This window comes from Streptomyces sp. NPDC029138 (assembly GCF_055564375.1).
Genome location: NZ_JBVHWM010000037.1, coordinates 14,647 through 29,219 on the forward strand (window position 1 = coordinate 14,647; position 14,573 = coordinate 29,219).

At 73.6% G+C, this 14,573-nt stretch carries 11 protein-coding genes and 1 pseudogene; 6 read left to right on the forward strand and 6 right to left on the reverse strand.

Annotated elements, in window-relative coordinates:
* Positions 1-88 precede the first annotated feature (88 nt).
* The 4 genes and pseudogenes from ACZ4WH_RS25915 (at position 89) to ACZ4WH_RS25930 (ending at position 5,775) form a co-directional block, all read left to right on the forward strand.
* A complete protein-coding gene (locus ACZ4WH_RS25915) occupies positions 89-946 on the forward strand; it encodes a hypothetical protein (RefSeq protein ID WP_468184566.1) in 858 nt (285 codons plus the stop codon).
* A gap of 211 nt (positions 947-1,157) precedes the next feature.
* A pseudogene (locus ACZ4WH_RS25920) lies at positions 1,158-1,553 on the forward strand (LLM class flavin-dependent oxidoreductase); the annotation flags it as partial.
* Positions 1,554-1,841: 288 nt separating this feature from the next.
* Positions 1,842-2,000: a hypothetical protein gene (locus ACZ4WH_RS25925; RefSeq protein ID WP_468184568.1), complete on the forward strand. Its 159-nt coding sequence runs from the start codon at positions 1,842-1,844 to the stop codon at positions 1,998-2,000.
* Positions 2,001-2,400: 400 nt separating this feature from the next.
* Positions 2,401-5,775 (forward strand): pyruvate carboxylase, encoded by a 3,375-nt coding sequence (locus tag ACZ4WH_RS25930; protein ID WP_468184718.1) that lies wholly within the window; start codon positions 2,401-2,403, stop codon positions 5,773-5,775.
* A 217-nt stretch (positions 5,776-5,992) separates the two neighbouring features.
* Here ACZ4WH_RS25930 and ACZ4WH_RS25935 read toward each other — a convergent pair whose 3' ends face one another.
* The 6 genes from ACZ4WH_RS25935 to ACZ4WH_RS25960 all read right to left on the reverse strand — a co-directional run bounded on the left by ACZ4WH_RS25935 (position 5,993) and on the right by ACZ4WH_RS25960 (position 10,895).
* A complete protein-coding gene (locus ACZ4WH_RS25935; RefSeq protein WP_468184571.1) occupies positions 5,993-6,970 on the reverse strand; it encodes an SMP-30/gluconolactonase/LRE family protein in 978 nt (325 codons plus the stop codon).
* Between the two features lie 182 nt (positions 6,971-7,152).
* Positions 7,153-7,635 (reverse strand): hypothetical protein, encoded by a 483-nt coding sequence (locus ACZ4WH_RS25940; RefSeq protein ID WP_468184573.1) that lies wholly within the window; start codon positions 7,633-7,635, stop codon positions 7,153-7,155.
* A 94-nt stretch (positions 7,636-7,729) separates the two neighbouring features.
* Positions 7,730-8,506 carry a polysaccharide lyase family 7 protein gene (locus ACZ4WH_RS25945; RefSeq protein ID WP_468184575.1) on the reverse strand — a complete coding sequence of 259 codons (777 nt, stop codon included), beginning with the start codon at positions 8,504-8,506 and terminating at the stop codon, positions 7,730-7,732.
* Entirely contained in the window at positions 8,503-9,084 is a 582-nt protein-coding gene (locus tag ACZ4WH_RS25950; protein WP_468184721.1) for a DUF5110 domain-containing protein, read from the reverse strand. The genes ACZ4WH_RS25945 and ACZ4WH_RS25950 overlap by 4 nt, the downstream gene beginning before the upstream one ends.
* A 276-nt stretch (positions 9,085-9,360) precedes the next feature.
* Positions 9,361-9,702, reverse strand: a complete 342-nt coding sequence (locus ACZ4WH_RS25955; protein ID WP_468184578.1) for a hypothetical protein — start codon at positions 9,700-9,702, stop codon at positions 9,361-9,363.
* Between the two features lie 185 nt (positions 9,703-9,887).
* Positions 9,888-10,895: a Ppx/GppA family phosphatase gene (locus tag ACZ4WH_RS25960; protein WP_468184580.1), complete on the reverse strand. Its 1,008-nt coding sequence runs from the start codon at positions 10,893-10,895 to the stop codon at positions 9,888-9,890.
* A 457-nt stretch (positions 10,896-11,352) separates the two neighbouring features.
* Here ACZ4WH_RS25960 and ACZ4WH_RS25965 point away from each other — a divergent pair, with 457 nt between their 5' ends.
* Both ACZ4WH_RS25965 and ACZ4WH_RS25970 read left to right on the forward strand, forming a co-directional pair.
* Positions 11,353-12,519 carry an FAD-dependent oxidoreductase gene (locus tag ACZ4WH_RS25965; RefSeq protein WP_468184583.1) on the forward strand — a complete coding sequence of 389 codons (1,167 nt, stop codon included), beginning with the start codon at positions 11,353-11,355 and terminating at the stop codon, positions 12,517-12,519.
* A gap of 150 nt (positions 12,520-12,669) precedes the next feature.
* Positions 12,670-14,484, forward strand: coding sequence for an RICIN domain-containing protein (locus tag ACZ4WH_RS25970; RefSeq protein ID WP_468184585.1), 1,815 nt, complete (start codon positions 12,670-12,672; stop codon positions 14,482-14,484).
* Positions 14,485-14,573: the final 89 nt, after the last annotated feature.

Here is a 14,573-nt window from a genome sequence, read left to right on the forward strand (position 1 = left end):
ACACCTCGCACGGTCGGACCGCCGGGAGCGAGGTGAAGGGGGCGATGCGCGTGACGGGGGAACCGAAGGCGATGGGCTGCCGTGCCTCATGACGGCTGAAGGGCGCACCAGACGGGTCCGCCCGTTGCTCGCGCGGCTCGCCCGGTTCACGGGGCGGACGCTGTGGGGCGAGTGGCACGCCATCGTCGTCGACCCCGTGCGGCGGCTCGCGCGGCGCGGACTGTCCGGGCTGCTGCTGGCCTTCGTCGCCGCGTCCGGCGTCGTCTCCTTCCACGACATCGCCCAGCACCCCGCAGGAGCGCTGTGGGTGGAACGGCTCGGCGGGGTCCGGGCCGAGCTGCCGCTGTGGCTGTCCCTGCTGCGCACCCCCGTGTCGCTGTACGTCCCGGCGCTCGACCTGCCGGTATGGGCGGGCATCACCCAGCTGTTCCTCGCCTTCGCCCTGGCCGAACTGGCCCTGGGCCGGGCCCGGACTCTGGCGATCGCCTACGCCACCACCCTGGCCGGCACCCTCACCGCCCGCCTGATGATCGCGCTGGGGCCCGGCTGGTGGGGGTTCGGGCTGCCGCCCGAGGCCGGGCAGGTGCTGGACACCGGGCCCTCCGCGGCCGTGGTCGGCCTGTTCACCTATCTCTCGGTGGTCCGGCGCGCGCCCGTGGTGTTCACGCTGACCGGCGGCTCGATGGTGTGGGAGTCCATCGCCGTCCCCAACCTGGCCGGCCGCGAGCACCTGATCGCGGTGGCCGCGGCGATCGTCCTCGGCCTGCTGCACGGCCGGGGGGAGCGGCTCCGCGCCGCCGTACGGTCACTGCTGCCCACGCGCCGACGACCGCCGCACACACCCACGCCCACCCCGCCCCCCGCGTCCGTCCCCGGCGCCACCCTGACGACCGACCGTCCCGGGAATACCGACGCCAAGGTCTCGGCGTCTTTCCTCGAACGTTAGAATCAGCAGAAACCTTTCCCGGGAAATATCCCGACTTCCGGCCATGGCGATCTCAGAACATCGCGGTTCGGGGGGCGAGGGTCCATGAAGGCCGGCATCACTCTGCCTTTGGCGGAATATCCCGGAAAACAGCCCTCGCGCGAAGAGATAAGAGCCCTCGCCCGGGGCGCTCGCCGAGGCCACCTCCCGTATTCAGCTCGGAACGCTCGTCCTGTGCACGTCGTTCCGGAATCCCGCCGTCCTCGCGAAAATGGCCGTGACGCTCGACTCGATCAGCAATGGCCGGCTCATTCTCGGGTTGGGCGCTGGCTGGCACCGGCCGGAATTCGAGGCGTTCGGCATCGATTTCGATCACCGCGTGGCCCGCTTCGAGGAAGCCGTGCACCTCATCGCGTCACTGCTGCGCACCGGGAAGGCGGAATTCGACGGCCGTCACTTCTGGGCCCACGGCGGCGAACTCCGCCCGCGCGGGGTGCGACCCGCGGGCCCTCCCCTGCTGATCGGCGGCTCCGGTCCCCGCATGCTCCGGGCGACCGCCCGCCACGCCGACCTGTGTAACGGCTGCTGGTTCGGGGACCCGGCCGGCTTCGCACCCGCGCTGCGCACCGTGCGCGAGGCCTGCGCCGCCGCCGGCCGCGACCCGGCGACCCTGTGCGTCACCGCCCGGGGTCAACGTCGTACCCACCGGCCCTGCGGACCCACCGGACCCGCGGCGGCCCGTCCTCAGTGGCACCCTCGCCGACCTGGCCGCCGGCTTCGCCGGCTACCGCGACCTCGGCGTCGACCACCTCGTCTGCAACCTCAACCCCCATCGCGCGGCGGCGCAGCGCGTCCTGGCCGAGGCCCTCCGGTGCTACCGGAGCGAGCCGGACCCGACCGAGGAGGGACCCGTTCGATGACCTGGACGATCGACGAGGCGAGGGTGATGCCGTTCCTGAAGGCGGCCCACCGCCGGGACCTGCTCGCCGCACTGCGCCGGCCCGCCCCCGTGACGGCCCCCGTCCCCACGGCGGAGGACGGCATACCGGGACCGCACACCAGGGCCTGCTCCTGATCGGCCTGTTCTCCGACATCGCGCCCAGCGGCGGCGGCACCCTGGTCACCGCGGGCAGTCACCGCCGTACCGCCCACGTCCTGGCCCGCCACCCCTAAGAGCTCGGCCACCGGGAGCTGTTCGGCCTCGTCCTGGCCGAGCCCCGGGGAACATCACCGAACTCACCGGGGGAATCGATCCGCTCGGCCCTCGCCGCGCCCCCGCCGTCCTTCCCCGAGGGACTGCGCTGCCGGTTCTGACCGGGCCGCTCCGGCGCGCCCCTGTGGCGCCGCCCACCCCGTCAGTGTGATGGTTTTCGCACATCGACCCGTGCGGGCACCCCCTAGGGTGGCCGCGAGTACGGCAGGTGTGGCTGACACCAGGGTGTTCGTCGCCGGCAGGCAGCTGAAGGGAATCCATGATGTTCCGCAAGGTGCTGGTCGCCAACCGTGGAGAGATCGCGATCCGCGCGTTCCGGGCGGGCTACGAACTCGGCGCGCGCACCGTCGCCGTGTTCCCGCACGAGGACCGCAACTCGCTGCACCGGCTGAAGGCCGACGAGGCGTACGAGATCGGGGAGCCGGGGCATCCCGTGCGGGCCTATCTCTCCGTCGAGGAGATCGTGGGCGCCGCCCGCCGGGCGGGCGCCGACGCCGTGTACCCGGGGTACGGCTTCCTCTCGGAGAACCCCGAACTGGCCCGCGCCTGCGAGGAGGCGGGCATCACCTTCGTCGGCCCCAGCGCGGCCACCCTGGAGCTGACCGGCAACAAGGCCCGCGCGGTCGCCGCCGCCCGGGCCGCGGGCGTGCCCGTCCTGGGCTCCTCCCAGCCCTCCACCGACGTGGACGAACTGGCGCGCGCCGCGGAGGAGATCGGCTTCCCCGTCTTCGTCAAGGCGGTCGCCGGCGGCGGCGGGCGCGGCATGCGCCGTGTGGAGGACCCGGCCCAGCTGCGCGAGTCCATCGAGGCCGCCTCCCGCGAGGCCGCCTCCGCGTTCGGCGACCCGACCGTCTTCCTGGAGAAGGCCGTCGTCGAGCCCCGCCACATCGAGGTGCAGATCCTCGCCGACGGCGAGGGCAACGTCATCCACCTCTTCGAGCGGGACTGCTCGCTCCAGCGCCGCCACCAGAAGGTCATCGAGCTGGCCCCCGCGCCCAACCTGGACCCTCGGCTGCGCGACCGGATCTGCGCCGACGCCGTCCGCTTCGCCCGCGAGATCGGCTACCGCAACGCCGGCACGGTGGAGTTCCTGCTCGACCGCGACGGCAACCACGTGTTCATCGAGATGAACCCGCGCATCCAGGTCGAGCACACCGTGACCGAGGAGGTCACCGACGTCGACCTGGTCCAGGCCCAGCTCCGCATCGCCTCCGGCGAGACCCTCGCCGGCCTCGGCCTCTCCCAGGACACGGTCACCCTGCGCGGCGCCGCCCTCCAGTGCCGGATCACCACCGAGGACCCCGCCAACGGCTTCCGCCCGGACACCGGCCGGATCAGCGCCTACCGCTCCCCGGGCGGCTCCGGCATCCGCCTCGACGGCGGCACCACCCACGCCGGTACGGAGATCAGCGCGCACTTCGACTCGATGCTGGTCAAGCTGACCTGCCGGGGCCGCGACTTCCAGGCCGCGATCGGCCGGGCCCGGCGCGCGGTCGCCGAGTTCCGCATCCGTGGCGTGGCCACCAACATCCCGTTCCTCCAGGCGGTCCTGGACGACCCGGACTTCCAGGCCGGCCGGGTCACCACCTCCTTCATCGAGCAGCGCCCGCACCTGCTGACCGCCCGTTCCTCCGCCGACCGCGGCACCAAGCTGCTCACCTACCTCGCCGACGTGACGGTCAACCAGCCGCACGGCCGGCGGCCCGACCTGCTGGACCCGCTGACCAAGCTGCCGCCGCTGCCCGCCGGCGAGCCGCCCGCCGGATCGCGTCAGCTGCTCGTGGACCTCGGCCCCGAGGGCTTCGCCCGGCACCTGCGCGAGTCGCCGACCATCGGTGTCACCGACACCACCTTCCGCGACGCCCACCAGTCCCTGCTCGCCACCCGGGTGCGCACCAAGGACCTCCTCGCCGTCGCCCCGGTCGTCGCCCGCACCCTCCCACAGCTGCTCTCCCTGGAGTGCTGGGGCGGCGCCACCTACGACGTCGCGCTGCGGTTCCTCGCCGAGGACCCCTGGGAGCGGCTGGCCGCCCTGCGCGAGGCCGTCCCCAACATCTGCCTCCAGATGCTGCTGCGCGGCCGCAACACCGTCGGCTACACCCCGTACCCGACGGAGGTCACCGACGCCTTCGTGCAGGAGGCCGCCGCCACCGGCATCGACATCTTCCGCATCTTCGACGCCCTCAACGACGTCGGCCAGATGCGCCCCGCCATCGACGCCGTACGCGAGACGGGCACGGCGATCGCCGAGGTCGCCCTCTGCTACACGGCCGACCTCAACGACCCCGACGAGCGGCTCTACACCCTCGACTACTACCTGCGCCTCGCCGAGCAGATCGTCGAGGCCGGCGCCCACGTCATCGCCATCAAGGACATGGCGGGCCTGCTGCGGGCCCCGGCCGCCGCCAAGCTTGTCTCGGCGCTGCGCCGCGAGTTCGAGCTGCCGGTCCACCTGCACACGCACGACACCGCCGGCGGCCAGCTCGCCACCTATCTCGCCGCGATCCAGGCCGGCGCCGACGCGGTCGACGGCGCCGTGGCCTCCATGGCCGGTACGACCTCCCAGCCGTCGCTGTCCGCGATCGTCGCCGCCACCGACCACTCCGACCGGCCCACCGGCCTGGACCTCCAGGCGGTCGGCGACCTGGAGCCGTACTGGGAGGGCGTCCGGAGGATCTACGCCCCGTTCGAAGCGGGCCTCGCCTCCCCGACCGGCCGCGTCTACCACCACGAGATCCCCGGCGGCCAGCTGTCCAACCTGCGCACCCAGGCCGTCGCGCTCGGTCTCGGCGACCGCTTCGAGGACATCGAGGCCATGTACGCCGCCGCCGACCGCATCCTCGGGCGCCTGGTCAAGGTCACCCCGTCCTCCAAGGTCGTCGGTGACCTGGCCCTGCACCTGGTGGGCGCCGGGGTCTCCCCGGACGCGTTCGAGGCGACCCCCGACAAGTTCGACATCCCGGACTCGGTGATCGGCTTCCTGCGGGGCGAGCTGGGCACCCCGCCCGGCGGCTGGCCGGAGCCGTTCCGCACCAAGGCGCTCCAGGGCCGGGCGGCGCCCAAGCCCGCGCCCGAGCTGTCCGCCGAGGACCGCGAGGGGCTGGCCAAGGACCGCCGGGCCACGCTCAACCGACTGCTGTTCCCCGGCCCGGCCCGCGAGTTCGAGACGCACCGCCAGTCCTTCGGCGACACCAGCGTGCTGGACAGCAAGGCGTTCTTCTACGGCCTGCGCCCGGCGAAGGAGTACGCCGTCGACCTGGAGCCGGGCGTCCGGCTGCTGATCGAGCTCCAGGCGATCGGCGAGGCCGACGAGCGCGGCATGCGCACCGTGATGTCCACGCTCAACGGACAGCTGCGGCCCATTCAGGTCCGTGACCGTGCGGCCGCCTCCGACATCCCGGTCACGGAGAAGGCCGACCGCGCCAACCCCGGCCATGTCGCGGCACCCTTCGCCGGTGTGGTGACCCTCGCCGTCACCGAGGGCGACGAGGTGGCGGCCGGCGCCACGATCGCCACCATCGAGGCGATGAAGATGGAAGCCACGATCACCGCCCCCAAGGCGGGCCGCGTCTCCCGGCTGGCCATCACCCGCATCCAGCAGGTGGAGGGCGGCGACCTCCTGGCAGAACTGACCTGACACCGGCACCCCTCCCGCCCGCGCCCCCTGACACCGGCGCTCGCGCCCGCCGCCGACCGGACCGCTCCGGCCGGCGGCGCGGAGCGCAGGGCGCCCGGCATGCCCGTTGAGCCGGGCGAGGCCCCGGTCCCCGGTGAGCCCAGCCCGGGCCTGGTCTCCGGTGAGCGGCGTACGGGCGGCGCGGGGCGGCGCACGCTCCGCTGACCCCGTGCCTGCGCTACCCCCGGCCGATGAGGTGGCGCAGGTGGGCGACGAGGAGGTTCGGGTCGTGGCGGGTGGAGAACGCGGCGCTCGGGACGTACACGGTCCGGCCGCGGACGGCCACGGAGGTCGGGTTGGACAGTCCGTCCTGTGCGGTGAGCACGGTCGTGACAGTGCCGTCCGCGCGGACCAGGACGACCCTGCTGCCGGAGTTCAGCGCGGCCAGCACGCTCTTGCCGTGGCCGGGGAAGGCGAAGTCGTCGATGCCGTGGAGCCCGTCGGCCCGGGTCTCGACGGGGCCGGCGGAGCCGTCCGGTCCGACGGGGATGCGCAGCAGCGTGCCCCGGTCGGTGTTGGACACCCACACGGCATCCCGGCGGACCTTGATGCCGTTCGCGCCGTGGCCGTGCGCGGGCGGTGCCGGGAGCGGGGCGAGCGCCGTGCCCGTCGCCCATGCCGTGGCCGGACCGCCCGCCCGCGGGACGCGCCAGACGGTGCCGCGCGCCGAGTCGGCGACGTACAGCACGCCCCGGTGCTCGTCGAGGGCCAGCCCGTTGGGCAGTGCGTCGGCCGGCAGCGTGGCGATCTGCTCCGGTGCGTCGCCGGGGGAGAGGCGCCAGACGCCGGTCGCGCTGGTGCCGGTGGCGTAGTTGACGTACAGCGTGCCGTCGTGGGCGCGGGCGATGCCGGTGACGACGGCGCTGCGCACGAGGGGCGTGGCGGGGTGCGCGACGGCGGGCAGGGTGGCGCGGGTCCGGATGCGGCCGTCCTGGGTGACATGGGCGATCTGCCTGGCGAAGGCGAAGGTCAGGTCGGCGGAGCCGTCGTGGTCGAGCGCGATGTTCTCGGGTGTCTGGCGGGCGGCCAGGTCGAAATGGGCGAGGACGCGCGCGTCGGTGACGAGCGGCTCATGGCCGCTGGCGGGCGCGGCGGCGAGGAGACCCAACGCGAGCGCAACCGTGGCGGCACCGGTCAGACGGGGGAGTCGGGGCATGTGACCTCTTTTCGGTCGGCGCGCGGGGCGCCGGCGTGCGGGGTCACACCAACATGACGGGGGACGGGTCACCGGTGGTGGGAGCCGGGGCCGCGGGATCGCCCACGCGGACCACCGGCACGCGCCGTACGAGGCACGCCCGGGCCACCCAGGGCCCGGCTGTGCGGTCCGCGGCGGTGCCGTCAGTCCCAGAGCGGGTACGTCATGACCTGCTTGAAGCCCTCCGGACGGCCCTCCTGGTAGGTGAGGCTCATCCGGCTGTAGCGCTGCGTCTGCGGGTGCTTCTTCCAGGGCTTGGGGCTGTCGAGCCGGACGGTCACCGGGTACGCGTGGAAGGAGCCGGCCGCGCAGTACGGCTTGCAGTCGTTGACCATGTTCATGCCCACAGCGGTCGCTCCCTCCGGACTCCACTGGGTCCAGTGGAGTCCGGTGAGGCGGCTGTTGCCGTCGCCGCAGGCCAGGATGAAGTCATCGGGGCGGACGGTGCGGTTCCACAGGCAGTCGACCAGGACCGGTCGCGCCGTACCGGTGTGGGACGGCGATGTGCCGGCGCGGGGTTGCGTCGTGGCGGTGGCCGGCGGACTGGCCGTTGCCGTGGTCATCGCCGCTGTCAGCAGGGCTCCCGCCGCGAGGACGACCGCCGTTCCCATCACTGATCCGCGCATGGTCGCTCCCACCCGTCGTGCTGTGTCCGACCGCGTTCACCCGACGCTACGACCGTCCCGCCGTTTGCACCAGTCGCGCAGGTCGGGCCGCGTGTCAGCCGTGCGAGACGGTCAGCCCGTAGAACGCCACGCGGGCACCTCTGGTGGTGCTGTCCGAGGAGGACTGGTTGTAGGAACCGGCCTTGAAGTACTGCTTGTACGGCTTGAAGGAGGACGGGATGGCGTAGTGCGTGGTGGTGCCGTTCACGGTCAGGTCGATGGTGTTCCCGCCGGACACGGCGATGGTGTAGCTCCACGTCTTGCCGACGGACACGTGCCCGACGGGGTGCTGGGTCTGGCCGCCGGCCGGTGAGTCCTCGGTGCCGAGGACGATGTCCCCGTTCGCGCGGTAGTACAGCTCCACCAGCGGCTTGGTGGAGGAGCCGCCGGAGCCGAGATGGATCTGGCCGACGCAGACGTTCTTGGTCACGGACACCACGCGCAGGGTCGCGCTCATCCGGTGGCTGCCGCTGAGCGCCCAGTCGGCGGCGGAGCCGTCACGGTTCATCTCGCGCAGCTCGGAGCGGGCGTACTGGGAGTTCGGCGTGGTGACGCCCTTCTCGGGCGCCCAGAACGTCATGGCGCCGTCGCGGGTGTCGGTGTAGAAGTACGCGTCCTGGTAGCCGTTCGCGCCCTGGAGCCGGGAGGACGGGATGGTCGTGGGCTTGCCGGGGGAGCCGACGGGCTCCTGGAGCTGCCACACGGACAGGTCGAAGTTGCCGCCGGGTGCGACACGCGGGTCGGCCGCGTCCGCGCCGCCGGTGCCCAGGGCGGTGACGGCGAGGGTGAGGCCGGCGGTGGCCGTCGCCGCGAGAAGCCGGGATCGGGTCATGTGGGGGGTCCCTTCGTCGGGCCGGGTGTGGACCGGGTGTGGACCAAGGACGCGTTCAGTATGGTGAACGATGACCGCATCCTTGGTCGCTGGTGACCCGAGAAGTTAAAGGTCTGAACCAGACACGTCAAGAGTGGGTGCCGGCCAGCCGCACGGTGGACCGCCGGTCGAGCGGCAGCCTCGGCGCGGGCGGCCGGCTTGCCGGCGTAGTCGCCCCTGCTCGCGCCGACCGTCACGGTCGTACCCCCGGCGTCGGCGCGCACCGACACCCGCTGGGTGGCCGCCGCGCCCTCCGCGAAGTCACGGGTCACTCCGTCGTCCTCGTACGGCGTGTAGTGGCTGGTGCCGTGCGCCGCCGGGTACAGGTCCAGTCCGGCGTGCCGGTCTCGGGTCTGCCAACTCGTCGTCCCCTTCGGCCGCATGGGCACGATCGCGCCCGCGCGCACGAACGGCGGGAGGGTGTCCAGCGGGGCCTGGTAGCCGTTGAGCGTGGTCGGCCCTTGATAGGTGCGGCCGGTCCAGTAGCCGGTCCAGATGCCCTTCGGCCGGTGCCTTTGGCGTAGACCGGGCTCTGTCAGTCGACGCTGCTGTGGGCGGGGTCCAGTACGGTGGCGGCGGCCGGGGCCGGGGCGGCGAGCGCGGTTCCGGCCAGGATACTTGTCGGCAGGCTCATGCCAAGAGCGCCGCCGCGCGCCCTCCCGGTTCTCCCGGCCGCGGATCGAGGCGCACTTCCCCGGCGTGTCGATGACGCGCCTGCGGACCGCCGAGGCGGCTGCCCGGCACGGGGTGACCCTCGTGGACCGCGCCCGGCCGCCGTGCACGGGCCGAGTCCGTCGGCCCGGACAGGCCTTCCCTTACCAGGAGCCCTTCTCCACCGCTTGACACCCGTTGCCCCTGACCGTGCTGGTGCCGACGTCGTCGATCCGGTCGCAGCGCCAGTCGTTCCGGCTTGCCCAGTCCTCGATGTAGACACCGTCGCCCTCGGTGGTCTCGTAGACCTTCGTGCAGCTTTCGCCCACGAGCGTGCCGGACTTCCGGTCGTCGTAGGTGCGGACGCAGTCGTAGTAGGAGGGCGTCGCCGCGAGCGGCGCGGGTGCGGCGACGGCTGCCGGGGCCAGGAGCGTCGCGCCGCCTGCGGTCAGCAGGCCGAGGCAGAGGGTCGTCGCGGTCCGGCGGCGCGTGGGTCGAGCGCGCATGAGGTGTCCCTTCTGGGGGTCGGACGGGTGAGACGGCGGGTGATGATCCGGACCCGGCCTCACGCGGGAGCGTGCCACCCGGCCAACCGTCCTGAAGCACCGCTCACTCGATCGAGGGGAGCGGGCGGTCCCCCGGTACGCCGCAGACCGTCAGGCGAGCCGCGCGGCCGCCCGCCGCCCGCCCGTCACGGGGACGGACTCGCGATGCGCAGCGGCGCCGCCGGTGTCGCCGCGGTGGTGCCGGTCTCGCCGGTGGCGTCCGTCCACCAGTCGGCGCCGTCCTCGACGTACCGCAGCAGCACGCCCTCGCGGATCGCCCAGGGGCAGACGACGGCCCGGGACAGGCCCATGAGCTTCAGCGCCGTGTGCCCGACGACCGCTCCGGCCAGGCTCTGGGCGGCGCGCGGCGCGGAGATCCCGGGCAGCTGGGCGCGCTCGGCGGCGGGCAGCGCGGCGAGGGCGTGCACCGCCGAGCGCAGGTCCCGGCAGGCCAGCTCCCGGTCCACGAACGGGCCGTGCCGCCCCGGCGCGGCCCCGCACAGGCGGGCCAGCTGCTGGAACGTACGGGAGGTGACGGCGGCGGTGCGCGGACGCTCCCAGCGGATCCGCGAGGCGACGTCCCGCAGTTCATGGCGGATACGGCGGCGCAGCTGCTTCAGCTCGCCCGAGCCGGGCGGGTCCTGGACGCCCAGGTACTCCTGGGTCAGCCGGTTGGCGCCGAGCGGCAGGGACGCGGCGAAGTCGGGCAGCCGGCCCCGGCCGAAGGCCACCTCCAGCGAGCCGCCGCCGATGTCGAGCAGCGCGAGGGGCCCCGCCTTCCAGCCCAGCCAGCGGCGCGCCGCCAGGAAGGTCAGCTCGGCCTCGGTCTCACCGGGCAGGGTGCACATGCGGATGCCGGTGCCGGACGCCACCCGTTGCAGCACCTCATGGCGGTTGGGGGCGCCCCGCACGACCGCGGTCGCGAAGGCCAGCGGGCCCGTCGCACGCCACCGCCGGGCCGTGGCGCCCGCCGCGGCCACCGCCTTCACCAGTCGCTCCACCGCCTCGTCGGCGATGGTGCCGTCAGGGCCCACCTGTTCGGACAGGCGGAGCTTCCATTTGACGGTGTGCACCGGCAGCGGAACACCACCTTCCACATCTGCGATCACCAATCGGACCGTGTTCGACCCCGCATCCACCACGCTCACCCGCATGGCCGGGGAGTACCCACTTCACCGGCGACAACGCTTCGCACGGGGGGCGTGCCGGCGCACAGCCAGCCGGCCGCGTGCCTCAGCACCGGTTCGCGCGGCCGTACGGGGCGGACCGGTGGCGCGAGGCGCACGGGCCCGGGTCCGGGGGACGCCCGCCGCACGGCGGTGTGCGCGCACACTCTCGCACACCGGGTCCATGTCGGCTCCGGCCCAGCGCGGCCGCGCCCGGCTCGGACGGCCGCCTCCAACCAGGTTCCCCCCCGACGGCAGCAGCACAGTGAACTCCGGTTCCCCCGCCCGACGTCGCCTGTCCGAATCCCGGCCCCGCGAAACCCGGCGGCCCCACCGCTGCCCTTAGATGGTCACGATCACGGGCGGCCGGGCGTCGGAGCCGCTGCCGGCCGGACGGTCACGCCCACGGTCGGCGCGCGCAGCGGCAGGTGACGGAGCGGATGCGATGAGAGTTCTGGTGATCGGCGGCGGCATCGCGGGGACCGCGACCGCCCTGGGCCTGCACAAGGCCGGTCTCGACGTCACCGTGTTCGAGGCACACCCGGACACGGCCGAGGACATCGGCGCCTTCCTCACCCTGGCGAGCAACGGCATGCGCGCGCTGGCCGAGCTGGACGCCACGGACGCCGTCACGGCCGTCGGTTTTCCGCTGACTTCGCTGCGGCTGCTCGACAGCCAGGGCGCCGAGGTCGCGCACGCGCCGCTCGGCGAGGCGGACGACCCCGCCCTGCGCTACCGCTGTCTGCGCCGCGGAGAGTTGAACGCGGCCCTCCAGGGTGAGGCGGTCCGGCGCGGCATCCGGCTGCGCAACGGCGCCCGGCTGGTGTCCGTGACGGACGGCCCGGACGACGTCACCGCCCGCTTCGCCGACGGCTCCACGGCCGGCGGCGACCTGCTCATCGGCGCCGACGGCCTGAACTCGACCGTGCGCGGGCTGCTCATGCCCGAGGTCCGGCCCCGGTACGCCGGTCAGCGGGTCCACTACGGCTACACCGCCACCGCTCCCGGGCCCGGCCCTGACGGCGCCATCACCATGGTGCGGGGCAGCGGAACCGCCTTCGGGTACGCGGTGTCGCCGACCGGGGAGACGTACTGGTTCGCCCGCGCCGGCGGCGACCCGCTGCCCGCCGAAGCGCTCGCCGCGCCACCCGCCGTGCTGCGCGCGCGGCTGCTGCCGTTGCTGAGGAAGGACGACACCCCCGCCGCCGCACTGGTCGAGGCCTCCGCCGACGCCCTCATGGTCACCAACGCCACCGAGCTGCCGCTCGGCACCGCGTGGCACACCGGGCGGGTCCTGCTCGTCGGCGACGCGGCCCACGCGGCCTCCCCGGCGACCGGCCAGGGCGCCTCGATGGCCCTGGAGGACGCCGTCGTCCTGGCCAAGGCCCTGCGCGACCTGCCCGATCCGCAGGCCGCGTGCGCCGGGTACGAGCGGCACCGCCGCCCACGGACGGAGCACAACATCACCGTCAGCGGCGGCCTCACCCGCGGCACCCGCACGCCGTCCCGCCCGGCACCCGGCACGGCCCCTCCCGCCGGGCCGGACGAGCAGCTGATCCGCCAACTCGCCTGGGACACCCCGCTGTCCGCCGCCCCGCCCGAGCCGAACTGACCCGCGCCCGCCCCTCGTGCGCGAAAGTGATCGCGTCGTCCGCAGTTCACGCACGAAAGTGCAAGTGGCGGAGTGCGGGAGTCCATTGCCGGGACGACACCGGAGCCGGATCGTTCCGTGCAACCGGTCCTTCGGCAACAAGGAGCACCCGTGCGACTGTTGAGCCCCGTGCGGCTGTCGAGCAGAGCAGGCGGCGTCCTGGCCACGGTCGTCGCCCTGGTCCTGGGCAGCGGCGCCGCGTCCCCCGCGCACACCGCGCCTCCCGGCGACGCCGACTACACGGTGACCGTGGGAACGCCGGTGCCGTTCTCCCATCCCACGGACACCCCCGCCACCCCGTACCTCGACAAGGACGGCACCTTCCACTACCAGCAGTCCGCCGCGCTCTACGGCGCCACCGACCCACGGGTCTGGGACTTCTACACCGGCAAGGACTTCGACACCGCCACCTTCGACCGGCCCCTCAGCGAGGCCGTGAACCCCGCCAACCCCGCCGACCGCAACGACGACACCACCTGGCGGTGCGACAACAGCCCCACCGGCAGGGAGGCGACGTACGCGCCGGCCGGCTCCCACTACGCGCGCAAGAACTACTGCGACCTGTCCGGGGTGTGGGTCGACCCCGACACCGGCGACTGGTACGGCCTGGTGCACAACGAGTTCACCCCGCAGCCCTTCGGCGACGGGCTGCACTACGACGCCGTCGACTACGCCGTCTCCACCGACCAGGGCCGCACCTGGAGCATCGAGGACCACGTGATCACCTCGCCGTACAGCACGCGACGCGGAGACACGGCGGCCTTCCCGCACGAGACGTACTCCTACGGCGACGGCGACCAGCGTCTGTTCGTCGACACCGCCTCCGGCTACTTCTACGTCTTCTACGGCTCGCGGATCGTCGACAAGAGCGGCGGCTGGAAGGCCTTCCACGAGCATGTGGCCCGCGCCCCGATCGCCGCGAAGATGGCCCCCGGCTCCTGGCGCAAGTGGTACGACGGCGCCTGGGCCCAGCCCGGCACCGGCGGCCGGGAGAGCGACATCGTCCCCGCCGACGCCGGCCACCCCACCGGCTACACCCCGGTCTCCGAAGAGTACGACCCGGCCAACACCGGTACCGCCGCCGAGCAGATCGCGGCCGGCACGATGCCCCCGACCTCACCGCTGTTCGTGATGAACATCGCCTACGACGCCCACCTGGGCCGCTACATCGGCACGCCGCAGGCCGTCGACCAGAGCGGCGACGCACCGCAGTACCTGTACGCCACCGACGACCTCGCCACGCAGAAGTGGCACCTCATCGGCGACACCGGCGACTACACCACCGCCTCCTGGTACCGCTGGTTCCTGGACCCTGTCAGCCGCACCGGCTCGGCCGTCGTCGGCAGGACCGTCCGCGCCTACTGCTCCTTCGGCTGCTCCCACGACGCCTCCGGCGAGTACGTCGACGTCACCGTCGACCCCGCCGCGCCGGCCGCCCCGCCCGTGGACACCGGCCGCCGGTACCGCGTAGCCGCCGGCAGCGGCCGGGTCCTCGCCCAGGTGCCCGGCGGTTCCGCCGTCACCTCCGTGGCCCGGCCCACCGGTTCCGCCCGCGAGTCGTGGTCCTTCACGCCCACGGGCGACGGCGCCTTCACCCTCACCAACGCGGCGACCGGCAGGCTCCTGGGCGTCGACTCCGCGAGGACGGCCGGCCGGGCCTGGGGCGCCAAGCCCACGGTCAGCCCCGCCCGGGCCGCCGGACCGACCGTCGGACAGCAGTGGTTCCTGATCCCCGGCTCCGCCGCCGACGGCACCTACCGCCTGGTCAACCGCTACAGCGGCCTCGTGCTCGGCCTCTCCGCGACCAGGGGCCGGCTCGCCGAGACCACACCGCCGCGCACCTGGACGGACACCACCGGCGGCACCGTCGGCGGCGGACGCACCCCGGCCGAACAGACCCTGTCGTTCACCCCGGCCGGGGGCTAGCCACCGGCGTGTTCCGGTGCGGCAGTTGAAGGATCTGGTGTCCGAAGGCTTGTGGACGGGTTGGTTCATCCCTTAAATCAAAACATGAA

What these genes read in the sequence shown, in the direction of transcription:
- ACZ4WH_RS25915 (WP_468184566.1), top strand. Translation starts at nt 89, where the DNA reads ATGACGGCTGAAGGGCGCACCAGACGGGTCCGCCCGTTGCTCGCGCGG.
- ACZ4WH_RS25925 (WP_468184568.1), top strand. Translation starts at nt 1,842, where the DNA reads ATGACCTGGACGATCGACGAGGCGAGGGTGATGCCGTTCCTGAAGGCG.
- ACZ4WH_RS25930 (WP_468184718.1), top strand. Translation starts at nt 2,401, where the DNA reads ATGTTCCGCAAGGTGCTGGTCGCCAACCGTGGAGAGATCGCGATCCGC.
- ACZ4WH_RS25935 (WP_468184571.1), bottom strand. Translation starts at nt 6,970, where the DNA reads ATGCCCCGACTCCCCCGTCTGACCGGTGCCGCCACGGTTGCGCTCGCG.
- ACZ4WH_RS25940 (WP_468184573.1), bottom strand. Translation starts at nt 7,635, where the DNA reads ATGCGCGGATCAGTGATGGGAACGGCGGTCGTCCTCGCGGCGGGAGCC.
- ACZ4WH_RS25945 (WP_468184575.1), bottom strand. Translation starts at nt 8,506, where the DNA reads ATGACCCGATCCCGGCTTCTCGCGGCGACGGCCACCGCCGGCCTCACC.
- ACZ4WH_RS25955 (WP_468184578.1), bottom strand. Translation starts at nt 9,702, where the DNA reads ATGCGCGCTCGACCCACGCGCCGCCGGACCGCGACGACCCTCTGCCTC.
- ACZ4WH_RS25960 (WP_468184580.1), bottom strand. Translation starts at nt 10,895, where the DNA reads ATGCGGGTGAGCGTGGTGGATGCGGGGTCGAACACGGTCCGATTGGTG.
- ACZ4WH_RS25965 (WP_468184583.1), top strand. Translation starts at nt 11,353, where the DNA reads ATGAGAGTTCTGGTGATCGGCGGCGGCATCGCGGGGACCGCGACCGCC.